Here is a 22175-nt window from a genome sequence, read left to right on the forward strand (position 1 = left end):
AAACGGATCAATCAACATCCACTTGAAGTGATCGACCGACTTCTTCTTCGTGTATAAAAATCTTTAGTTCATTCTATATAGTATGAAATACTTCATATCATAGATTCATAGAGAGATGATAAAAAAACACAACCCCGTTAAAGTTTTGCCATCCCGGATCGTGAAACTATTCTTTATAATAGACATACGAGGCTAGCTTTGTATGTAAGGGGTGCCAGACATGATTTCGGGAAAGAAGCTTGAAAGCGGCGCTGAACCATCACTGAAGCCTCTAAATGACTCTGTGCTGATAGATCCGCACAATAAGAAAGCCATTCGTCAAATGATTTTCAGGCTGGCAGGGCCTTCCTTGGCGGAGATGATGCTGCTCAATGTCACACAAATGCTGCTAATGATTCTGGTAGGACGTTTGGGAGCTGCTGCCGTGGCGACAGTGGGTCTGACAAGCCAACCGTATATGTTGATGATGGTTCTGTTTGCGGCTTTAAATACAGGCACAACCGTAATAGTGGCCCGTTCCTCAGGAGCGGGAAATATGGAGGAAGCCAACCGCGCGGCGGGACAATCCCTGCTGTTCGGCTCGATATTGTCTGTAATCGTGGTTTCACTTACGTTTCTTTATTCGGATGTGCTGCTGCGTGTCATGGGAGCTAACGAAGAAGTGATTCAATACGGATTGCCTTATGCAAGGATAATTTTTCTTTCTATAGGCTTTTCTTCCATTTCCTCAACGCTTTCTGCCATTTTACGCGGGGCGGGGGATACGCAAACCCCGATGAAGATTAATGTGTTTTCGGGCGTATTGTCCATTGCTCTGGCATTCGTACTTATTTATGGCCAGCTTGGATTTCCGGAAATGGGGGTAACTGGAGCGGCGTTCGCTACTCTATTTGCTCAGGCTTTAACCCTGATCTGCTTGGTAGTGGTCATGTTTAGCGGAAGATTTGCAGTGCGAATTAGATGGGAGGATGTCAAGCAGGTTCATAAAAGCGTCATGGCTCGTATGCTGAAGATCGGTATCCCGTCTAGTATCGAGCAATTAATCATGCGTCTTGGGATCATGACAGTCGTTAAGATTTGTGCAGGTTTGGGAACGATTTCACTGGCTGCCAACCAGCTTGTGACAAGTATAATCGGGATGTCGTTTATGCCTGGGTTTGCTTTTGCCATCGCTGCCTCTACGCTAGTCGGCCAGACCCTGGGTGTGCGAAATATCGAGCTTGCCGAAATGTATGTATGGCAAATTCGAAGATACGGCATGTGGGTTGGTGGAGTGATGGGGGCTTCATTTGTATTGCTGGCTCCGAATATTCTGAGTTTATATACCGGCGATCAAGCGATAATCCTTGAGGGTACCTGGGCACTGCGAATCGTAGGTCTTATCCAAATCTCACAAATATCCCAATTCATTCTGGGTGGTGCGCTTAGAGGAGCGGGCGATACGCGGTTTCCTCTGATCTCTACTTTAATAGGAGTATGGGGCGTGAGGGTTGTACTTAGTTACTTATTGGTTTACGGCTTTGGAGGGGGAATCATCGGTTTATATATAGCGATAGCTATTGATCAATTTGTACGCTCCATGCTCATTTACTGGAGGTTTCAACGAGGCGCTTGGAAAAAGATCAAGATTTAATACATATGGGAGGAATAACAAATGAAAAAGCTGCGTATAAGCGATTTACGGGATATCGGGAGCGGCCACATTTTGCAGGATGTTATGCCGGGAGCATATTTGTCTTCAGGGGGTTTTGCTTTCTCAGCGAGGGGAGAACGAAGTCATACTCATGACGGTCCGGATGGTAGGGATTATCATGTACACGGGGACTCTGAAGCCTTTGTTATTATGCAAGGAAGCGGAATGATGGAGATCAATGGGAACCTCATTCCTGTCACTACGGGTGATATCGTGATTGTAGAGCCTGGTGAAGATCACCATCTGATTTCAAGTGAGGACGATCCGATTGTAACCGTATGGTGCCACGCCGGTCCGAATCATCACAAAAATCAGCAATAAGGGTAAGCGGAGGCATGCATTCAAAAGCTTTCGGTTTCGGTATCAGACATAGGGGGTATGGGGAAACAATGAGAGCGATATTGGTTGGTTTGGGAGCCGCAGGTTTCAGTTGGTACAAGCGGCTTAGAGATCAAGGATTATTGGCTGCGGTCGTTGAGGTTGATCCAGCGATGAAAGAGAAGATGAACGATGACCCGTTTCCTTTTTACACTTCTTTGGAGGAAGCTCTTCTTAACGAACAGGTGGATTTTCTGGTTAATGTGACTTCGCCGATGATCCACACGCGAGTGAATAACGCAGCCTTTGACCGAAAGCTTGCTGTTTTATGCGAGAAACCCATTTCTTTTGATTATGAAGAATCGATTGAAATCGTATCTCGTGCGGCGAAGGAACACATTCCGTTCATGATCGCAGAAAATTACCGCAGACTCCCTTTTATTCGCAAAATGAAGCAGCTTCTTGATGATGGTGCCATCGGAAACCTTTCCACCCTGGATGTGCAGTTCCATCGGTTTCATCAAGTGGAGCGCAAATATACCGTCAGTGTTCTGGATGATATCGGTGTTCACCACTTTGATATGCTTCGTTATTTTAGCGGAAAAGAAGGTGTCTCGGTGCAAGCCAGGCTGTACAATCCGATAGGTGGCTGGAAAGAGGAAGGCGCTGTCCTCAATACCTATGCCTTACTCGAACTCGAGGGTAGCTTGATAGCGACTTATAACGCCTCAATAGCTGCAAGAGGTACAGAAACCTCATGGTGGGGCAATTGGCGGATTGAGGGAACCGAAGGTGCCCTGGAATTAACCAACAAGGAAATCAGGATTATCAAGGACGGTAAGAGCACCATCGTTAATGACTTGAGCGGTATTGATGAAACCGATACATTGGCCGAATTTATCGCATCGCTGCAGCAGGGACGTGAAGCAGAAACGAGCGGAATCGATTACTTGAAAACCCAGGCTCTTGTTCACTTCGCGAAGCTGGCCAGTGAGACCGGCACGACGACTGCCATTAAGGTTCCAGCACTATAAAAGCACATACTACTTAGAAATGAGGGGATTCACATGAAGATGCAAGCATGGGAAGAAGCGGCACCAGGCGTATGGCGCCTCACGATTGGAGATCCGCAAGCGATCACACCACTTACCTGGATGGGAGTTTCACCTAGAACGGATGCATTGAGCCAGAAGCCGGCGGCTCAACCGCCATTTGCCTGGGAAAGCATTCAGCTTGAGGAAGCAAGAAGCGGACATATTCTGTCTTTTCCACTTAACCAAACGGAGAAGCTGTATGGTGCGGGGCTTCAATTATTAAGAATGAATCTGCGGGGAAGAACACGTTATTTGCGCGTTAACAGTGATCCCAAGCAGGATACAGGCGAAACGCATGCTCCCGTGCCTTTTTACGTGAGTGATTTGGGCTACGGTGTGTGGGTGGATACATCACGGATCGTAACGATCCATTGTGGTTCTACCTTGAAGCAGGAGGATACGGACCGTTCAGAGATCCGCAACCGCAACACGGACAAGGGCTGGAAAGCTACACCGATTGCTTCACGGGTAGAGCTTCAAATTCCAGTTGAAGGTGCTGACGTGTATGTGTTTGGCGGTCCGACTCTCTCCGATGTTGTATCCAGATACAACTTATACTGCGGTGGTGGTGTGCTTCCGCCCAAGTGGGGGCTTGGCTTCTGGCACCGTGTCCCAACGTTGTTTAACGAAGAAGAGGTATTGGAGGAGGCCCGACAGTTTCGTGAGCACGATATTCCCTGCGATGTGATAGGGCTTGAACCTGGTTGGCATAGCCATAGCTATCCGGTTACTTATCAATGGGAGAAATCAAGGTTTCCCGAGCCGGAGCGATTTGTCCAACAGCTTAAGCATAACGGTTTTCACGTGAACCTGTGGGAGCACCCTTTTGTATCGCCGGAAACCGAACTCCATTCGAAGCTGCAGCCGCTTTCAGGCAGTCATACGGTTTGGGGTGGACTTGCGCCGGACTACTCCTTGCCTGAAGCACAGCAGCTGTATAAAACTCAACACGATGAGCAGCATGTTCAGATCGGTGTATCCGGTTATAAGCTGGATGAATGTGATGGCAGCGAACTGACGAATAATTCCTGGATGTTCCCTGGACACGCCAAGTTTCCTTCTGGTATGGATGGTGAACAGATGAGGCAAATATATGGCCTGATGTTTCAAAAAATGACTTACGATCTGTACCATAGCCGTAATCAGAGAACGTATGGACTTGTCAGAGCTTCCAATGGGGCAGCTTCAACGATGCCTTATGTACTCTATTCGGACCTGTATGACCATAAGCAGTTTATTCGTGCGGTTTGTAATTCCTCTTTCAGTGGGCTGCTGTGGACACCAGAGGTGCGTAGAGCCCGTAATGCGGAGGACTGGGTTAGACGGATGCAAACGGTATGCTTCTCATCACTAGCGATGCTTAATGCTTGGGGCGATGGTACGAAGCCGTGGTCTTACCCGGAAGTAGAGGGAATTATTCGTCATTATATCAAGCTGCGGATGAAACTGCTGCCTTATCTGTATTCCAATTTTGCCCTATACCGTGAGCAGGGGATACCCCCTTTCCGAGCGATGCCATTTGTCATATCTGCTGCTGAGATTGCACAAGCAGAAGCTGGCGGACCTGATGCCGAGCCATCAATCCTGAATACGACTGATGGTGCTTACGGCAAGAAAAAAGCTAGAGAGTGGGATGACCAGTTTATGGTTGGTGATGCTCTGCTGGTAGCTCCACTCGTCGAAGGAGAATGGGAGAGGGATGTTCTTCTCCCGTCTGGAATCTGGTATGGACTGGAGACAGGTGAACGTTATACGGGCGGACGAGTTATCCGGATCCATGCCAGCTTGGAGCAAATTCCGGTATTTGTAAAAAGCGGATCGGTCATTCCGATGATGCCGGACTTACCGCATGTTCCGCAAGCAGGAACTCGGGTTGCACTAGAGCTCGTACATTTTGGCAGTGAGCCTGGTGAAGGTCTGCTGTACGATGATGACGGTGAAACCTTCAATTACGAGAAAGGCGAGTGCGGATGGTGGAAAGCGACCGTAACTCAAAACGCGGACGGTGAATTCAACGGAAAACTGACAGGGCCAGATGGGGAAATACCTTCCTATGATTCTATCAATTGGCGTTTCGCGCAAACTCGTTTGGAAGCTTCATGTAAATAAGGCTAATGGCTGCTAACAGTGATTACGAGGCTATCCCCGAACCATAACAATGGCTGAGGGATAGCCTTTATTTTGTAAAATTATTGTGATGGACAACTGTCACGGATTGAATTATTCCGTCGTAGGCAATGGCCGTGCTGCTTTTGGATGAATCCCCATAGACTGGTTGGGTAAACTAAACAACAATAATTTGAGGAGTGGTTATCGAAATGTCTTTTACTCATGATCCAATGCCTATGTATACACATGATCACGCTGCCTATCACAAACAAATGTATGATTGGCATATGAAGATGCATCATTACCACGACCAATTAAAAGCCCACCATTTGGAAAGAGCAAAGCATTTCCATGGACTCATGGCAGGCACATCACATCATGGACATCATGGACATAACGGACATTATGGAAATCCCCGCCAGACAAATGCGATCACGTAATGATTTAGAACGATGCCACGTCTCATCAATTCCATGTATGCCCTCTCCAATCTGAGGGCTTTTTCGATTGCTTTAAATCAGAAGTGAATGAACATAAGAAATTTCCAATTGATGAGAGCCGTTTTGAGTCGGCGTTTCCAGGACGACTGGCAGACCTTGCAGGACAGAAGAATGCAAGAGCTGTTTGATCGGAGCTTCACCGATGTGCCCCATACCGATATTGCTGTGTCGATCACGCCTTAAACCCGAAGCATACATCGAATCATTTAAGTGAACAGCCTTTAAATGATCAAAATATCCAAGCTCCGTTCCTTTCCGCGCTATGTCATTCCAGTTATTCCCAGTCCATAAACCACTCGCAAATGCATGACAGGTATCCAGGCAAAAGCCAATTTTATCCGGATAATCTGACAGATTCCTGATCTGTACCAGCTCCTCCAGCATTGTGCCCATTCGCGAACCTTCTCCGGCTTGGTTCTCCAACAATAAGCATGCTTTTCCATGCCAGTGACGCAGTGTTCTATTGAGCAAAGATATGATATTTTTATAGCCTTGCAAAGGGTCTGCTCCGCGGTATTTTCCAAAATGCACGACTAAGCCTATCGAACCGCAGCTATTGGTAATGTCCAACCCGTTAAGAATCGCCTTCAGCATCACTTCGCTCATATCCTCTTCAACAGCCAGATTTAATGGATAAGGAGCATGGCCAATAGAAAGCACGCCTTTCTCTTCACAGAACCTTGCACAAGCCTTGGCATCGTGTAGATTGAAGGACTTGATGGCAAGATTTCTTGGGTTTTTGGGGAAATATTGAAAGGAGGACGCTCCGATTTGTGACGCCATTTTGGCCGCTTGCAAATAACCTCCCCGTATACTGACATGACAGCCAACATAGATCATGTTAATCTCCTCATTCCGATTCAAACGTACATTCCTCAGGTGGTACTGTAACGAAGGATTGGATGCTCGGTTGTCTTAAAATGAAATGAGGGGTCCAATCCATAAATTGAATTTTTACAGTAATAACAGGTTGAATCCAACTCGCCTCATGACTCCGTTCAGGCTTATTGATAAAAGGGCGCTCCGTTTGGATAAGCGATTGTATCAAATCCGTAAATTGAAGCCATTCGTTGTTGGACAACCTGCCAGCCCCTGCATGCCCGATATAGACAAGCTTTTGCTCATTGTACAATCCTAGCAGCAAGGAGTTCACGACTCCAGAGCGCAAGGTTACACCCCCCACGACAGCAATCACATCTTTATAGTTCTTCTTCTTCTGCCATCTTTGGTCCTTGCCATCCAGGCTATAGGTACTCTTAAGGTCTTTACATACAATTCCTTCCAGATCATAAGCTTTGACAACCTCAAACAATTGTTGTGGCTCAGAATGATTTTGCACTAGCTGAATGAGGTCATTTTGTACAATAAGGTTCGATAAAATTTGCTGCCGTTCCTGTAAAGCTTTGTGTGTAACCCATTCGCCATTTAAAAAAAGGATATCAAATATCATATAGACGACGGGAACCTGTTTTTGAATGTATTCGATGCGGTTTGCTTTACGTGTTTGATCTCTTTTCATGATTTCGTGAAACGACGGTTTGTTATGATCAAATGCAATGATTTCCCCATCCAGAATGACTGATTGTGCATCGCAGTAGGATGAAATCGTCAACAGCTCGGGATATTGTGGGGTACGATCGTTAAGTTTGCGATTGTAGAGCTTTACCTCCAATCCATTCGAGTAGGTAAGCATACGAACCCCGTCCCATTTGATTTGTGCAATCCATGAATCTCCCTGAGGAATCTTATCGGTCGATATGGGTTCAAACGGAACAACGGGTGTCATGATCATCATAATCCTCCGACTATATTGAAATGCCTTACGTTACCATTATCTCCGATGTGAAGTCGTTTCATGAATCCAGTTTTCAGTCCCGGTGTTCATAGTTAATGTGAAAGGAACGCATACTAAAGGCAATTAGACTAAGGAGGGACAACCATGCAGACATTATGGAAAGGATCGATCAGCTTTGGACTCGTTAATGTGCCTGTGAAGATGTTTACCGCTACGGAGGATAAATCGATTTCCATGCGTTATATTCACAAGACATGCTCGACACCTCTTTCTTACGTACGTAAATGTCCGACATGCGATATAGAGGTGGAATGGGAAGAAATTGCTCGTGGTTATGAGTACGAATCGGGACGGTTTGTGTTGTTTGAAAAAGATGAACTGGACAGTCTGAATGGCGAAGTGAATAAGGAAATCAAAATTCTGGATTTTGTCGCCCTCGATGAAATCGACCCGATCTATTTTCAAAAAACCTATTATTTATCCCCTGGTGATACTGGAACTAACGCATACAATTTGCTGCTGGAATCGCTTCGACAAACAGGGAAAATCGCGATCGCAAAGGTATCCATCCGCTCCAAAAGCAGCTTATCCTGCATACGCGTTATTGACCGTTGTTTAGTTATGGAAACTATTTACTACCCCGATGAGATTCGCTCAATCGCGCAGATTCCTAATTTGCCTGAACAAATTCAAGTGAATGATAAAGAGTTGACGATGGCCAAGATGCTGATTGAACAGCTGACATCACCTTTTGAGCCTGAAAAGTATAAAGATGATTACCGTGCCGCCTTGTTGGATGCGATCCAGCACAAAATCGCTGGTGAAGAGGTGAAGATAGCGCCGGAGCAGCAGCGTACCAATGTCATCGATCTGATGTCCGCCCTGCAAGCCAGTCTGGAAGCGGTCAAGACGCCTTCTGAGGACGAGGGAAAAACAGATAAAAAGCCGAAAAAGAAAGTTAAAGTGCTATCATGATTTTCAGCAGTATATGTGGAAGAGGGGAATTGAAGTGGGAGTGTCCATAAAAGGTACTGTGCTTATAGAAGGGCACGAAATTACGGTCACCAATCCAGAAAAAGTATTGTGGCCAAAGGCTGGAATCACCAAGCTGGAGTATTTGCAAAAGCTGACCATTCTGGCTCCCTATTTGCTTCACTATTGTAAGAACCGTTACCTGACAACCATCCGCTTTCCGAACGGTATTGAGGGTAAATCCTTTTACCAAAAAGCGGTCCCCAAACCGACTCCTTCCTTCGTTCACACAGCGACCCTGCAGGGCATTACCTATGTGAATCTGGACTCTTTGCCGACCCTCATTTGGCTCGGCAATTTGGCTTGTCTCGAATTTCATTCATCCTTTCACTATACTACCGATGATCTGCCAGCGGAATGGATCGTGGATCTCGATCCTTCTGTGGAGGTCGAGCCTCGCATCATGCACGCGGCGCTTTTGGTTGGTGAGGCCCTGAGTACGATGGGCATTGAATCCATACCCAAAACCTCAGGGGCAACCGGCATCCAAATCGTAATCCCGATTCAGCACGGACAGTATACCTTTGAACAACTGCGGTTGGTCGGACACTTTTTGGGTAATTATTTAACTAAGAAGTTTCCTGACTTGTTCACGATAGAGCGATTGAAGAAAAATCGCGGGAATTTAATTTATGTTGATTACCTGCAGCACTGGCAGGGTAAAACGATGTCAGCTCCTTATACACCCAGGGCTCGTACATGTGCTACAGTATCCACACCCCTTAGATGGGAAGAGCTGCAAAACAATTGCCGAATCGAAGACTTCACGCTGCACACAATTGAGCAAAGGTTAGCGGAATATGGTGATCTTATCCAGCGAATTGAGCCGCAGTCTCTTGAAGCCGTTCTTTCCATTTTGCATTAATTTACAGGGTTTTTCATTAATTTGACATCTCAATGATGTGAATAAGCGTCCAAAATAGTCAATTTGGTTAAAATCATAATAAAAACAGGCCTGAATGCGGGAATTTTCTATCAAAAGTTGAATGTTTGGTGATTTTTCAGTGTATAATGTACTTATATCAGTGTTTTATAGTAAAATACTTACAAAGATAATGGTTGACTATAAGGAGGAAAAAGAATGGATACGATTTCATCTCTGTCAGAGCTTTTGGCAGGGCAAAAGACGTCCTCGTATATCGAGATACCCGGTGCAGCATCGAGGACATTTGGTCAGACTACGCTAACTACGACATTACCGATGAGCAAGCTGTTTTCCATATACGAAGTAGATTTGGAGGTTCAACGTTCGTTGGTTCCCCAAAACTTGTCAAAGCTAATTGACTATATCATGCTCTTCCTTGAGCACAAGCAAGGAATTTACTTTCCGGGTATTATTCTTTCTGCTAGAGGTGCTGGAGAATATGATGCCGAGAATAAGGTTTACCGCTTACAAGCAATTGAAAAGCTGTATGTGGTAGATGGGCAGCATCGTTTGGCCGCTTTCCGTCGTTTAATGGAAACACTGCAAAGCAACATGACTCGTGCGAAGGATCGCCGCGAATATGATCGTATGGAGGAAATTTCCGAGAAGCTGAGCAAGCTGTATTCGTTCCCGATGTCAACGATGATTTATCTTGATATTAATGCGCGTCAGGAACGTCAGCTTTTCTCTGATATTAACAAGCTTCCACGTAAAATCGGCGGTAATCTGGCTGTATTGAGAGAGCAGCGTAGATTCTATCACGTTCTGGCTACTCAAATTGCCGAGCAGGACCCTGCTATGAAACGGATTTCAGTTGATATGTTTACTGAACGGGGCAAAGGACCAGAGTTTTTGTTCTCTTATCATTTGCTTGTTGAAATTTTGGTAGGTTTATTTGAAGGTCGTTTGAAATCGTCAGCACGTAACAACGGATATTATTTCCAACCGAAGGACATTGAGGATTTGCAGAAGCTGGCTTCATTTTATTTTGATGCATTGCTTCGCTATTTGCCAGAGCCTGAAAAAGGTGAGCTGTGTTGGACGGAAAATATGCAAATCGCGATGGCTATGGTGTTCCATGGTGAAGCAACCAAGACGGGAAGCTTTAACCGTTATGCGCTGGAGTATGCGATGAAAATATTGCCTCATATTGATTGGAACGCTATTTTTGTGGGTGATGAGAAGGACCGATTGCCAAGACGTTCACGTATTATGAAGGCTTACCAATACATTAAAGACTTTTATCAGGAGCATCACTTGTTTCTGATCCGCGAGGATGAGCTGTTGGATAAAGCTAAGGAGGATGCAATGTAATGGATGGATTGTGCTTGAATATGACGATTTTCCCGTTCTGTGAGAACTTTGGACTCGCGACGGTTGCAATACAGGTTCAAGATATACTGAACTACACATCGATTGATCCCATGGTGCAGCGGAAGCTGAGTGGGGGACAGCGGAGAAAGATAGCTAATTATTTGCAGGAAAGAGATTTGGACCGTGTGTTTTTTGGTCCTGTCACCTTGTCGTTGCGTGAGGTTAGCTCGCTGGCTAAGGCGGATAATGGGCTATACCTGCGTCCTGGTTCCAAATTGAGCATTTTGGACGGACAGCATCGGATTCTTGCCCTTGGATACGTGAATGAACAAATGATCAAAGAAGTGCGCAGTCATGAAAGAAAGATTACTGCTCTTCGTATCAAACAGCGTCGTAATCCAGACAACGAAGAAATTACTTTGGATTTGGAGCAGCAGCAAGGTCTTGTCGAGCAGTTAGAACGTCGTCGGCTGGAATTGCTGGAGAGCGAGCTCGCCGTACAAATCTATATTGGTTTGAGTGAAGAAGAAGAGAAGCAGCTGTTCGGAGACATTAACTCGAAGGTACAGCTTGTAAGTAAGGAATTGGGTCATTCGTTTGATAGTATCGATCCATTGAATCTGGTTATTCAGCAGGTCGTCGATCATAATGTGTTCCTGAAGGGTGCTGGCGTGGAGCGCCGTGCGAATTTGACCTCCTATAATAAAAATTTCACTTCCTTCAGCTGGTTGTATTCCACGGCAACGATGCTGCTGACAGGTAAAATGCAGCCTTCATACGAGTTGGCCCGTAAAATTCGTCAAGATCCGTCTACCTATATCGAGATTTTGCACCAGTTCTTTTCCACACTGCTTCCGCTAATGCCGGAGCAACCAGGACTGCCGCAATACAGCTCGTCCAGTCGTGCTATGCAGGAAAGTATCGCATTGTACGCAAACGGATATTTGTTCCAGGAAGGCAAGTATGTGAAGAACTGGACCACATGTCTGCGTGTATTTGACGGCTTTGATTGGTCGCAGGAGAATGAAGAGCTTATTGAGCGTTTTGGTCAATTGGACAATGGCAAGCTGAACCTGATTCATGAAAAATCGCTGCGCAAGCATGCCAAGTTCGTCCAGCTGTTTCAGGAGCTGCACGGGGATGTTAAGGATGACGAGGCTTCTACAGCTTAGTTCGTTCTAAATAAATGATTTCGAGTGTATGAGCAAGAAGTCTGTTACAAGTTCATGTAACAGGCTTCTTGCTTTTTTTATCCTTCTCTAGATTGCGATGAAGCATGAGCGCAGTGGCCGCGTAGCAACACGTATTCAACGCAATCACCTTCACCCAATTTCTTCATCAACCAATATAGAAACCTCCAGGAAGCTGACGAACTGTCGCAGTTGAGTAGCAAGGCCACGATTGATTTCGCCGTTTTGAAACATGCTCTGAATATGATTGCGATTCAACTGAATCGCCTTGAATTGCAGTTCTTTTTTATGCTTTTTAAAATCTTCGTAGGAAGGTGCGGGTTTGAAAATACTATTTAATTTTTGCATACCTTGTCTGTAGTTCGAAATAACCTCTTGCGCTGCATCTTTGTTAACGGTATTTATGTGATTTTGGATTGCGGTGATGGCGGCTTTCGAAGTTAACAGCTTGGCAGCTTTTAGTATTTCAAACTGTTCGATGGGAAGGGCTTGTGACGGTTTTCTGCCTCCACCAAATAACTTCCAGATCAATCGCTTCACCATAACTAGAAACAGTCTGAGAACATATTGCAATCGACGGGTTACAAGCATTTCCGAACGGTTCAAAAGCAGGCTTATTGTATAAGCAGCTTCTTGGTTAAGCGTACCTTCATCAACCAAACGCTTGACTTCGTGTCGCTCGGCATTCAAGGCGATCAACCGAATTTCACGCTCCATTTTACGGAATTGAATTTGGCTTGCCAGTCCATCGCTGCGAATTTGCTGGATATGCTTGTTGTAATCCGAGATGAGCGACAAAGCTGCATCCTTATTTTCCTCGTTAATTTCTTCTTTGACGATATGTATGCTTTCTTCTAATAATTGGATCTTGGCATCCTGCTCCAAACGCTGCTTATCGCGTTCCTTACTTTTATCCGGTTTGTCTGAAAGCAAGGGCAGCATGACGCTAGCCGTTATAAGCGAGATAAGGATAACGCCTGCTGCCAGGAAAATAATCACATTGCGTTCAGGAAAAGCGGTTCCGTCATCCAGAAACAAGGGAATCGAGAAAGCTCCTGCCAAGGTGATCGTTCCCCTAACACCGGATATGGCTATGAGCAAAGCAGGACGGAGCTGCGGCTTCCCGATGTGCTCTTTTTTGCTGAAAGATGATTCCGCTCGCCAAAAGCCATACACCCAAACAAACCGAAGTACGACTAGCGTAAGCGATATTAAAAGAATATAGATAAGCATCTGAACATTGCTGATGGTCAAATCCTTGATGACGATTTCGGCCACGTTCGGAATTTGCAGACCAAGGATGAGAAAAACCAATCCATTCAAAATAAATAGGATCATGCTCCAGGTACTGACCGATACAATTTTTAATTCCATCAGAGTGGATTCGGAACGATCCCGTTCAATCGCATGAATGATTCCGCCCGCTACAGCGGCAAGTATGCCGGACAAGCCTAATTCCTCTGCTGCCAAATAGATCAGGAATGGGGTCAAAATTTGGATCAGCATATGTATGGTAGTATCTTCCATTCCGAGGTGACGAAGAAATACGCGTATGCGAATAATGAGTAGAGACAGGAGACAGCCGCATAGCAGTCCGCCAATGGAGATCAGGAAGAAGCTTGCTGTCGCTTCAGGTAGTGAGAATATACCGCTGACCGTAGCGGCTACAGCGAACTTGAAAGCTACCAGTCCGGAAGCATCATTCATTAAGGCTTCACCTTCAAGAAGATGGGTTATTTTTTGAGGCATCCGGATTTTGCCTGATAAAGCCCCTACCGCCACCGCATCTGTCGGTGATAAGATCGCTGCTAAGGCAAATGCTGCCGATAACGGGATTGCCGGGAGCAGCCAGTGAATCACGTAGCCACCAACAAACACGGTTGCAAATACAAGTCCGAGGGACAGCAATAAAATGGGGGCTCGCAGGTTCCATAGTTCCTCACGCGGGACTCGCTTTCCATCATTAAACAGCAGTGGGGCAACGAATAATACAAAAAACAGTTCGGGATTCAAGGTAAAGTGAACACCCCATGGAATAACAGCTACAAGGGAACCCAGAGCTACCTGAATTAACGGAACAGGGATGAATGGCACAAAACGATTGAGAATCATCGATACGCCAATTAAAGCAAGAAGAAGCAAAACAATCAGAAAAAGTTCCATACGGCACGAATCCCTCCTACCCTATAGATTACCCTTTTTCACTTAGAGTAAACGGATTGTCCATCTGCAGCACATCGGAAGCCCATATTGCCGCTTGAGCTATCAGGAGTATTGGAACTGCGTGCAGCTACACGGTAACGGTTACAATACGATTTGTGGCATAAATACGAGCCGCCTCTCATGACGCGATTTGTTCCCTGCTGTGGCCCTTTAGGATTCACCCTCGTGCCAGTCAGGTGCCATGTAGGACTGAACCAATCACCGCACCATTCCCAGACGTTGCCGGATACATTGTAGAGTCCGTAACCATTTGGAGGAAAAGCATGTACAGGTGCTGTACCGGCATAACCGTCGCTGCAGTTATTTTTGTCCGGGAATTTACCCTGCCAAATATTGCACAGATGCTCACTTCCAGGCTTCAGCAGATCGCCCCATGGATAACGTTTTTGGACCAATCCTCCACGGGCTGCATATTCCCACTCCGCTTCGGTAGGCAGTCGCTTGCCAGCCCAGCGGCAATAGGCGACCGCATCGTTCCACGAAATATGTATCGCTGGATGATCCAGCCGATCTTCAACAGTAGAATCGGGGCCCTCGGGGTGGGCCCAATCGGCGCCTTCCACATTCCACCACCAAGGTGTCCGCTGTACGACATGCTTCACTTTAACAGCGGTTTCAGGAGATACGAACAAATGAAATACGAAAGACCAACCAAACTGCTCCGCTTCAGTCCTGTAGCCGGTAGAGCGAATAAATTCGCCGAACTCAGCGTTTGTAACTGCATAGGGATCGATGTAGAAGGGCTGAATAGTAACAGCACGTACAGGGCCCTCTCCATCGTCAGGGAAGCCTTCCCGATCGTCTGTACCCATCATAAACTCGCCTCCTGGCAAGTACACCATGGATTCAAATCCGACAGGGCTGTTATGCCTGGCTTCAGAATTGTCCGGTTGGGACTGTGTGGAGGAGGCTGCCGAGCTGATGTGCGGGTCAGGTGAATTTGAGGCTGAGTTTGTTTCTCCATCCGATCGGCTGGTTGAGCAGCAGGATGGCTTCTTAGGTTCATTCATAGGATATGTCCTCCTTGGTAGTCAATTACTACATCAGATGTCAGTCAATTGGTTGATCACAGATATGGCCGCCCCTGTAACGATAGCTTCCTCACCCAGATGGCCTTGGCTAAAAACGACCTGATACGTTGGATAATGATATGTATTTTGGATAGCGACCCGGGTTGCCGTATGAAAAAAGCTTGGATGACTGCTGACCAGCGATCCACCCAAAATGACCTTTTCGGGATGCAAAATATTGAGCAGATTGGACAAGCCAATCCCAAAATAAGTCGCTGATTGCGTGAATATTTCCACAGTTAACGGGTCCTGTTCCTGCAAGGCTTGTGCTAAATGAGTAAAGCTGATGGCCTCCGGATCGGATTCAAGCCTACGTAACGAGCTTTCCCGACCTTGCTTTAAACGTGATTGTGCTTGCTGCTCCAAGGCATGTATGGAAGCAAAGGTTTCCAGAGCCCCATAGTTCCCACGCTTACCCAGTCTGGGACCATCGGTCTGAATAATCATTTGGCCGATAGAGCCCTCCATATCAACAGCGCCGTATACAACTTTACCGTTAGACATCATGGCTGATCGAATACCGACACCCAGATGGACATACAGCAGATGCCGATAATCCCGATTACGGTCTGACCACGATTCCCCGATAATAGCCATGTTGGCTCCATTATCCAGCCTGACAGGAAATCCAAGCTGCGCCTGCAAATAGCTGCTGATCTGCACATCCTGCCAGCCTTCAGCTGGAAAATACAGCGTTTCGAGAATGACCCCCGAGAATCGGTCCAACGGACCAACAGCCCCAATCCCCATGCCCAGTACAGAGGCTGCAGCAATACCATGTTTAAGCAGCATAGCGGAAGCAGTCTTTGCGATTTGATCAAGCAGAAGCTCAGGTGTCATAGTATCATCCATCGTCCAGCTGCTGCTATCCAGCTTGTTCATATGAAGGTCACACAGAACTAATTTGGAAATCATTCTTGAAATATCAAGACCAAACACATAGCCTGCTGTTGGATTGGTTTGATAGAGGATGGGTCTCCGGCCCCCGGTGGATTCCCCAAAGCCTGCTTCGAGCAGCCAGCCTTGATCGGTCAGCTCCTCCAATGTCCGGGTTAATGTGCTTCCGGTCATCTGACTGTGCTCTAATAAATCTATTTTGGAAATCGTATCCTGTCGTCGTATCCAATCATAAATTTCCTTATGTTTACGACCGTTAATTCGCTCTTCAATTGCATGAAGCTGCATCATCATCCCATCCAATCCCAAGTATCCCAAGCTTATTTATAGGCTTATAGTATACAACAAATTGGAATCCACAACCAAGTAATTTACATACAGCTTTTCTGACATTTCCATCGTTAGTATAGCATTCTTTATTTCATTTTAAAATAAAGTATACACAGAACGAATTTTTGCTTTGCAGCTTACTTTTTTTCAGTATGTTGTGACTCGCTAATAAAAATTTGGTAAGATTGAATAAGGTCAAGCAGGATTATGAGGAATACCTCCCATAGAGAGCTTGCAGCAAAGGAGAATATACATGTCAGATTGGTATAAAAAAAGCTTTGGAGATGACTATTTGCTCGTTTATAAACACCGTGATATGCAGGGTGCCTATAACGAGGTCAAAGGAATGATTGAATGGCTTAAGCTTGATCAAGGCGCTGAAGTGCTCGATTTATGCTGTGGAATGGGCAGACATTCGATGGCTCTGACTGATTTTGGTTATAAGGTAACAGGAATTGATTTGTCTGGCGTCCTGCTGAAGGAAGCTGTTCGATTGGATACACAGCAGAAAGTTCAATGGATTCAAGGGGATATGCGCGATGTGCAGATCAACCAGCAATTCGATGCCGTCGTTAATTTATTTACTTCGTTCGGCTATTTTGAAGAGGATGCCGAGAACGAAAAGGTGCTGCATGAGATTTATCGTCTACTGAAGCCGTCTGGTCAAGGCCAGTTTATTATCGACTTTTTGAACCCGGAATTTGTGGAACGGAACCTTGTCCCTTTTTCAAAACGAAAAGAAGGAAGCAGCACTATTGAAGAAACTCGAAAGATCGAGGACGGCTTTGTTCGTAAAACCATCGTGGTGAGTGAGCCGGGAGCCGAGGATCGCTCCTATCTGGAGCAGGTTAAGCTGTATCATCAGGAAGCCTTCCTAACCATGCTGGATCGTGTTGGGCTTGAGGTCCTGCATGTGTATGGTGCTTATGATGCTTCTCCTTACGATAAGACTGAATCGAAACGCATGATATTTGTGGGACGGCGGAAAGGATAGGAACGCATGGGGCTCATAACGTTACATAATGAATCGATACACCAAATCAAAGTTCCGCTGCCATTCCCGCTTCGGTGGGTGAACAGCTATCTTATACGCGGTAAGAACGGATTTACGCTGATCGATCCCGGCCTTCATACTGAAGCCTCTGAGCAATGCTGGGAGCAGGTGCTGCAGGAGCTTGGGATCGTGTATCGCGATATCGAGCAAATTGTGCTGACTCATCACCATCCGGACCATTATGGGCTGGCTGGCTGGTTTCAGGAGCGTTCTGCTGCGCCTGTTCGCATGTCGTCTATCGGTTATGAGCAGGTACGACTGTTGTGGGGAGAAGGACAGCCAATGACCAACTCGCTGCTGACTTTGTTCCAGGCACATGGGCTGCCTGCCGAGCTTCTGCACCCTATGCAAACACATATGGATGAATTCGTTGCTATGGTATCACCGCAGCCGCAGGTTACTCTGATCCCTATAGGAGAGCTGATACGGCTCGGAGACCATGACTATGAGACGATACATACACCAGGTCATGCTGCAGGTCATGTGTGCTTCTACCGTGAGGAAACGAAGGAGATGCTGTGCGGGGACCATGTGATTCCGCAAATATCTCCGAATATCAGCTATTTGCCTGGAGGGATCGATGAGAACCCGCTTGGGAGTTTTTTGCAGAGTCTTCATCATATGAGCAGTTATGACGTTGACTGGGCCTATCCTGGGCATCGTGAGCCGTTTCAGACGTTTTCCCGCAGGACACTGGAGCTGATCGATCATCACGAAGCAAGACTTGCAACGATGCGACAAGCCTTAATAGCTGTGCCGCGGACTACGTACGAAGTTTGCCGGGAAACCTTTGGCGAGAGACTTACACTTCATCAATTGCGTTTCGCATTATCTGAAACGTTGGCGCATCTGATTTATTTACTGGATACAGGAGATTTGAAGCGTTCAGACCAGGAAGGTATCGTTCATTTTCAGGCGATTCGCTGATAAGGACTGATAATGAGGTGACAGAGCTAATGACAAAGATTCATACCTTTGAAGAAGCGGTATCCGTTGTAAAGGAAATGGGGATTGTGCCGTTATCCAGCTTTATTCCGGAGCATCCTTCTTTGGAATCGATAACAGAGAAAGCTGCCTGGCATACCGGAGAGGCCAGTGATCCGTGGCTGTGGAGAGATCGTTTTGCTGGTGAAGGGATTGCGGCCTACGGTCGTTTTTTCAAAAAAAAGCCGATGCAGATCGATTCCAGACTGTTTCCACTATGGTGTCGTGCACTGGAGTCATCGATGGACGTGGAAGAGCGTTACCAGGATGGACTGGCATCGCGACATACGGTACGACTCTACGAGGCGATACGTGATAATCCCGGCATTGATGTGAAAACATTGCGTAAAGCAGTCGGTTTGGCGAGTAAAGAAGATAAAGCCGAATTCGATAAAACGTTAATTGAGCTTCAGAGCTCAACAGAGGTGGTCATTGCGGGAATCTCTGATCGTTTGAACGAGCAGGGCAACAAAAATGGCTGGAACAGCACCTGCTACGTATTGTCCGAGGTTTGGATCGCCCAGCATGGACTAAATACGGTACGGATTTCCGCTGAAGAAGCGAAGCGGGAGCTGCTAGCTGATTGTAAGCAGCGCTGGAGTGAGGAAGCCTATAGCTTTGTTGTCAAAGCGTTAGGCAAGCATTAGATAACGGCGGCTATTATAGCAACAGCAATAATAGAAGCACATAACCAGCTAACATATGTTCAATAGCTCAACCCAAACAAACACAGGAAGCATCTCCCAATCGGGAGGCGCATCCTGTGTTTTTTGAGTTACGGTAACGAAAGCGACAACGAAGTCCAGTACCTTATGTTTAAATCCGGGGAGTAAATTAATTGCCGGCCTGTTGATCGATTTCCTTTTCTGCCTGCTTACGGTGTGCAATTCGACTGCTCGCCGCGGAGGCAATAGCACCTACGATATCATCGAGAAAGGTATGCTTGTGTTCTCCGTGTTTATCATTAAGCATCTTGAGGATGCCGGGCTTGAGCTTATCGATATATCCGAAATTTGTTAAGCCGATGCTTCCATATACATTCACAATGGAAAGGGCCAGAATTTCATCGCATCCATAAAGTCCTTCATCGTTCTCGATCATCTCCTGCAAAGGAGGCAAGAGCTTGCCTTCCTCGGCAAGCATATCTAATTGAATGCCAGTCAGGATCGCATTTTGAACCTCACGTTTTTCGATGACGGCATTAACGCTTTCGATACATTGTTCCATCGTCAGGGTTGGATAGTAGTCCTTTTGCAGAAAATAAGTTAACTCTGCCATATCTGTGACTTGTACGCCTCTTTGGATTAACCAGCTTTTGGCCGCATTGGCCACACTGGCTGAATTTAAGTTATAGGGAACGGGTACGGTCATGGTGATCTCTCCTATTCTTGTGCGCGTATTGAACATCATTTATAGCTTTATATCGTTTTTACCGCTTCTTTTGGCTTGATACATGGCGGCATCTGCGATATCGAGCAGTTCATTGCCATCGCTACCATCATGTGGATAGTAGGCGGCTCCCATACTACAGGTGATGAAAATATCATGATGTTGGATGACAAAACGGCTGCTGATGGCATCCAGCACTCTTTCGGAGACCTTCACGATATCCTCTTTTTGTTCAAACTGCTGCAGCAAAATAACGAATTCGTCACCACCCAAACGGCAAACTGTATCGGGATCGCGAACACAGTGAGATAAACGGGCTGCTACCATTTTGAGCAAATCATCACCAACCGCATGACCGTAATGATCATTGATCAGCTTGAAATCATCCAAATCCAAATAGAGCAGGGCCATTTTTCGTTGATACCTTTTGGCAGCCAACAAAGACTGGTAATAACGATCCTGAAACAGTCTGCGATTGGGCAGTGTGGTTAAGGAATCATAATAAGCCATCTGGGTAAGGTTTTCTTCAATGCTCTTGTGTTCGCTAATATCTCGTGTGATAAATCCGACACCAGTCAGGTTATGTTCGATTTGAATGAGTGAACCTTTGCTTTCCAGCCAAATCAAGGAGCCGTTCGCCTGCACATATCGATATTGGAGATGAAAAGGGATCTGCTCGTGAATCAACTGCTCAACTGCTTGTTGAAATCGTATGAGATCGTCTTCATATATATGACTGTAGCAGGGCTGTCCAAGCAGGTCCTCCGGAGAGCGCTTAAGCAAGGTTGAGCAGGATGGAGAAATATAGGCGAGATTATAATCAAGTGTAATGCCTTGTATCAGGTCTGTGCTTTGATCAAATAGCTGACGGAAAAACACGTCATGTCCAGAAGGGCTCGGCTGCATCGTCATCACCTCGTTATTATGGGAGAGACTCATACTCTTATTACTTTGGAACTACGAATGATTTGTACAAATAGATCATTATAATCATAACCTATTATAAAAATAATCAATACATAAAATCAATACAATACTCGGTTAGGTCTTATATTTCACAAAACAGGTTGTCATAAAAGAAGGCTGTCCTTCGTATAGTGGGAATAAGAGAATTGGACAAACAATTATATTCGTAGGAGGAACTATCATGAAACAATATCCATGGATTCGATTGGCAGCTGTGACGGGCGTAATTGTACTGCTGACATCGGGCTGTTCCCTGCTGGGTACGAAGGAACAATCGCAGCCGATTGACCCTCCACCGACGGGTGTCGAACCTGCTGCAGCACCCACGATAACCCAACCGGTCAGCGGCAAAACTGCCCAGAATCTTGCGGCTATTACCGTCTATGCCAAGGATGAGAAAGGTTTTATCGCTCCCATTGCCCTGCAGGTTGAAAAATCGGTTGAGGTGGCCAAGACCGCATTGGAATCGATGGTTGAGGGAAGTGCAGCCTCCAAAAACATGCCTTCCGGTTTTATAGGAATTTTGCCTAAGGGTACAACAGTCAAAGGTATCAATATTGTGAAGGATCAGAAATTGGCGGTTGTCGATTTGTCCAAAGCCTTCACGGATTATAATCTACAGGACGAAAGAAAAATATTAGAAGCCATCGTATGGACACTAACCGGGTTTCCTTCGGTGGAAAAGGTACAGCTGCGAGTGGAAGGGAAAGCATTGACGGAAATGCCACAGGGTGGAACACCGCTCGATGAACCGCTTACGAGAGCATTTGGCATTAATCTGGAGAAGCAAGATGGCGTGGAGTATGGGCAGTCTACACCGGTAACCCTATATTTTCTGGGGCAAAATAAAGATCTGTACAGCTATTACGTTCCTGTTACACGAATGATTAAACGTACAGATAATGTAGCACAGTCTGTCATTGAGCAACTCATTGTAGGACCCGATCAGAAGAAAGGACTCACTGCTGTCATGACGCCTGGCTCAGAGCTCAAACATATTCAAAAAGCTGGTGATTTGATCACCGTAGATTTTTCCGATAAGGTATTGGGACCTGACAAAAAAGCTCCTGGCAATGCGATGAGGGCAGTTGTATTGTCGTTAACGGAAAATGCAGGAGCCGCAACCAAGGTTCAAATCACAGTTAATGGAGATGCTAAAGTCAGCACCACTGATAATCAAAGCTACAGCAGGCCCGTCAGCAGACCCTCGGAGGTCAACCCATCCAAATTATAAGGAAGCAAAGCATAAGGGAGCTCAGGCTCCCTTATTTTGTTGGAACTGCCTGTTGGAC

Annotated in this window: 20 protein-coding genes; 13 read left to right on the forward strand and 7 right to left on the reverse strand. The window is 46.0% G+C overall.

Annotated features, from left to right (window positions below; translation table 11 throughout):
• Window positions 1-220 precede the first annotated feature (220 nt).
• From BK127_RS14820 to BK127_RS14840, 5 genes are all read left to right on the forward strand, one after another.
• Complete coding sequence (locus BK127_RS14820) at window positions 221-1633, forward strand: MATE family efflux transporter (protein ID WP_083689325.1); 1413 nt, start codon at window positions 221-223, stop codon at window positions 1631-1633.
• Between the two features lie 21 nt (window positions 1634-1654).
• A complete protein-coding gene (locus BK127_RS14825; protein ID WP_076231398.1) occupies window positions 1655-2014 on the forward strand; it encodes a cupin domain-containing protein in 360 nt (119 codons plus the stop codon).
• Between the two features lie 68 nt (window positions 2015-2082).
• Window positions 2083-3045, forward strand: a complete 963-nt coding sequence (locus BK127_RS14830; protein ID WP_076231400.1) for a Gfo/Idh/MocA family protein — start codon at window positions 2083-2085, stop codon at window positions 3043-3045.
• Between the two features lie 33 nt (window positions 3046-3078).
• Window positions 3079-5214: a TIM-barrel domain-containing protein gene (locus BK127_RS14835; protein WP_076231402.1), complete on the forward strand. Its 2136-nt coding sequence runs from the start codon at window positions 3079-3081 to the stop codon at window positions 5212-5214.
• Window positions 5215-5423: 209 nt separating this feature from the next.
• Entirely contained in the window at window positions 5424-5654 is a 231-nt protein-coding gene (locus BK127_RS14840) for a hypothetical protein (RefSeq protein ID WP_076231404.1), read from the forward strand.
• 72 nt (window positions 5655-5726) lie between these two features.
• Here the strand turns inward: BK127_RS14840 and BK127_RS14845 are convergent, their stop codons facing one another.
• Window positions 5727-6551, reverse strand: coding sequence for a deoxyribonuclease IV (locus BK127_RS14845; protein ID WP_076231903.1), 825 nt, complete (start codon window positions 6549-6551; stop codon window positions 5727-5729).
• Window positions 6552-6564: 13 nt separating this feature from the next.
• Window positions 6565-7506: an ATP-dependent DNA ligase gene (locus BK127_RS14850; protein WP_076231406.1), complete on the reverse strand. Its 942-nt coding sequence runs from the start codon at window positions 7504-7506 to the stop codon at window positions 6565-6567.
• Between the two features lie 147 nt (window positions 7507-7653).
• Here BK127_RS14850 and ku point away from each other — a divergent pair, with 147 nt between their 5' ends.
• The 4 genes from ku (at window position 7654) to BK127_RS14870 (ending at window position 11952) form a co-directional block, all read left to right on the forward strand.
• The gene (gene ku, locus BK127_RS14855) at window positions 7654-8484 is read left to right on the forward strand and encodes a non-homologous end joining protein Ku (RefSeq protein WP_076231408.1); all 831 of its coding nucleotides are present in this window, start codon (window positions 7654-7656) and stop codon (window positions 8482-8484) included.
• A gap of 34 nt (window positions 8485-8518) precedes the next feature.
• Window positions 8519-9406, forward strand: a complete 888-nt coding sequence (gene ligD, locus BK127_RS14860; protein ID WP_256711323.1) for a non-homologous end-joining DNA ligase — start codon at window positions 8519-8521, stop codon at window positions 9404-9406.
• 216 nt (window positions 9407-9622) lie between these two features.
• Entirely contained in the window at window positions 9623-10780 is a 1158-nt protein-coding gene (locus tag BK127_RS14865; protein ID WP_076231412.1) for a DGQHR domain-containing protein, read from the forward strand.
• The gene (locus BK127_RS14870; protein ID WP_076231414.1) at window positions 10780-11952 is read left to right on the forward strand and encodes a DNA sulfur modification protein DndB; all 1173 of its coding nucleotides are present in this window, start codon (window positions 10780-10782) and stop codon (window positions 11950-11952) included. The genes BK127_RS14865 and BK127_RS14870 overlap by 1 nt, the downstream gene beginning before the upstream one ends.
• A gap of 150 nt (window positions 11953-12102) precedes the next feature.
• Here the strand turns inward: BK127_RS14870 and BK127_RS14875 are convergent, their stop codons facing one another.
• From BK127_RS14875 to BK127_RS14885, 3 genes are read right to left on the reverse strand one after another with little or no spacing between them, the layout of a single operon-like run.
• Complete coding sequence (locus BK127_RS14875) at window positions 12103-14133, reverse strand: Na+/H+ antiporter (protein ID WP_076231416.1); 2031 nt, start codon at window positions 14131-14133, stop codon at window positions 12103-12105.
• A gap of 38 nt (window positions 14134-14171) precedes the next feature.
• Window positions 14172-15203, reverse strand: coding sequence for a formylglycine-generating enzyme family protein (locus BK127_RS14880; RefSeq protein WP_076231418.1), 1032 nt, complete (start codon window positions 15201-15203; stop codon window positions 14172-14174).
• A gap of 33 nt (window positions 15204-15236) precedes the next feature.
• Complete coding sequence (locus BK127_RS14885; RefSeq protein WP_076231420.1) at window positions 15237-16448, reverse strand: ROK family protein; 1212 nt, start codon at window positions 16446-16448, stop codon at window positions 15237-15239.
• A gap of 295 nt (window positions 16449-16743) precedes the next feature.
• On the opposite strand from BK127_RS14885, the gene BK127_RS14890 reads away from it, so the two are divergent.
• The 3 genes from BK127_RS14890 to BK127_RS14900 are packed head-to-tail and all read left to right on the forward strand — an operon-like array spanning window position 16744 to window position 19175.
• Complete coding sequence (locus BK127_RS14890) at window positions 16744-17484, forward strand: class I SAM-dependent methyltransferase (protein ID WP_076231422.1); 741 nt, start codon at window positions 16744-16746, stop codon at window positions 17482-17484.
• A 6-nt stretch (window positions 17485-17490) separates the two neighbouring features.
• Window positions 17491-18471 (forward strand): MBL fold metallo-hydrolase, encoded by a 981-nt coding sequence (locus BK127_RS14895; protein WP_076231425.1) that lies wholly within the window; start codon window positions 17491-17493, stop codon window positions 18469-18471.
• A gap of 29 nt (window positions 18472-18500) precedes the next feature.
• Entirely contained in the window at window positions 18501-19175 is a 675-nt protein-coding gene (locus BK127_RS14900) for an AlkZ-related protein (protein ID WP_076231427.1), read from the forward strand.
• A 187-nt stretch (window positions 19176-19362) separates the two neighbouring features.
• Here the strand turns inward: BK127_RS14900 and BK127_RS14905 are convergent, their stop codons facing one another.
• Window positions 19363-19899: a phosphatidylglycerophosphatase A family protein gene (locus BK127_RS14905; RefSeq protein ID WP_076231430.1), complete on the reverse strand. Its 537-nt coding sequence runs from the start codon at window positions 19897-19899 to the stop codon at window positions 19363-19365.
• Between the two features lie 39 nt (window positions 19900-19938).
• Entirely contained in the window at window positions 19939-20823 is an 885-nt protein-coding gene (locus tag BK127_RS14910) for a sensor domain-containing protein (RefSeq protein ID WP_076231433.1), read from the reverse strand.
• Between the two features lie 241 nt (window positions 20824-21064).
• On the opposite strand from BK127_RS14910, the gene BK127_RS14915 reads away from it, so the two are divergent.
• Window positions 21065-22117, forward strand: coding sequence for a GerMN domain-containing protein (locus BK127_RS14915; protein ID WP_076231435.1), 1053 nt, complete (start codon window positions 21065-21067; stop codon window positions 22115-22117).
• Window positions 22118-22175 lie beyond the last annotated feature (58 nt).

The sequence above is a fragment of the Paenibacillus sp. FSL H7-0331 genome (assembly GCF_001956045.1).

Coding starts and splice junctions, on each gene's coding strand:
- BK127_RS14820 (WP_083689325.1), top strand. CDS start 221: ATGATTTCGGGAAAGAAGCTTGAAAGCGGCGCTGAACCATCACTGAAG.
- BK127_RS14900 (WP_076231427.1), top strand. CDS start 18,501: ATGACAAAGATTCATACCTTTGAAGAAGCGGTATCCGTTGTAAAGGAA.
- BK127_RS14840 (WP_076231404.1), top strand. CDS start 5,424: ATGTCTTTTACTCATGATCCAATGCCTATGTATACACATGATCACGCT.
- BK127_RS14825 (WP_076231398.1), top strand. CDS start 1,655: ATGAAAAAGCTGCGTATAAGCGATTTACGGGATATCGGGAGCGGCCAC.
- BK127_RS14880 (WP_076231418.1), bottom strand. CDS start 15,203: ATGAATGAACCTAAGAAGCCATCCTGCTGCTCAACCAGCCGATCGGAT.
- ku (WP_076231408.1), top strand. CDS start 7,654: ATGCAGACATTATGGAAAGGATCGATCAGCTTTGGACTCGTTAATGTG.
- BK127_RS14870 (WP_076231414.1), top strand. CDS start 10,780: ATGGATGGATTGTGCTTGAATATGACGATTTTCCCGTTCTGTGAGAAC.
- BK127_RS14850 (WP_076231406.1), bottom strand. CDS start 7,506: ATGATCATGACACCCGTTGTTCCGTTTGAACCCATATCGACCGATAAG.
- BK127_RS14905 (WP_076231430.1), bottom strand. CDS start 19,899: ATGACCGTACCCGTTCCCTATAACTTAAATTCAGCCAGTGTGGCCAAT.
- BK127_RS14835 (WP_076231402.1), top strand. CDS start 3,079: ATGAAGATGCAAGCATGGGAAGAAGCGGCACCAGGCGTATGGCGCCTC.
- BK127_RS14910 (WP_076231433.1), bottom strand. CDS start 20,823: ATGCAGCCGAGCCCTTCTGGACATGACGTGTTTTTCCGTCAGCTATTT.
- BK127_RS14865 (WP_076231412.1), top strand. CDS start 9,623: ATGGATACGATTTCATCTCTGTCAGAGCTTTTGGCAGGGCAAAAGACG.
- BK127_RS14915 (WP_076231435.1), top strand. CDS start 21,065: ATGAAACAATATCCATGGATTCGATTGGCAGCTGTGACGGGCGTAATT.
- BK127_RS14830 (WP_076231400.1), top strand. CDS start 2,083: ATGAGAGCGATATTGGTTGGTTTGGGAGCCGCAGGTTTCAGTTGGTAC.
- BK127_RS14875 (WP_076231416.1), bottom strand. CDS start 14,133: ATGGAACTTTTTCTGATTGTTTTGCTTCTTCTTGCTTTAATTGGCGTA.
- BK127_RS14885 (WP_076231420.1), bottom strand. CDS start 16,448: ATGCAGCTTCATGCAATTGAAGAGCGAATTAACGGTCGTAAACATAAG.
- BK127_RS14890 (WP_076231422.1), top strand. CDS start 16,744: ATGTCAGATTGGTATAAAAAAAGCTTTGGAGATGACTATTTGCTCGTT.
- BK127_RS14895 (WP_076231425.1), top strand. CDS start 17,491: ATGGGGCTCATAACGTTACATAATGAATCGATACACCAAATCAAAGTT.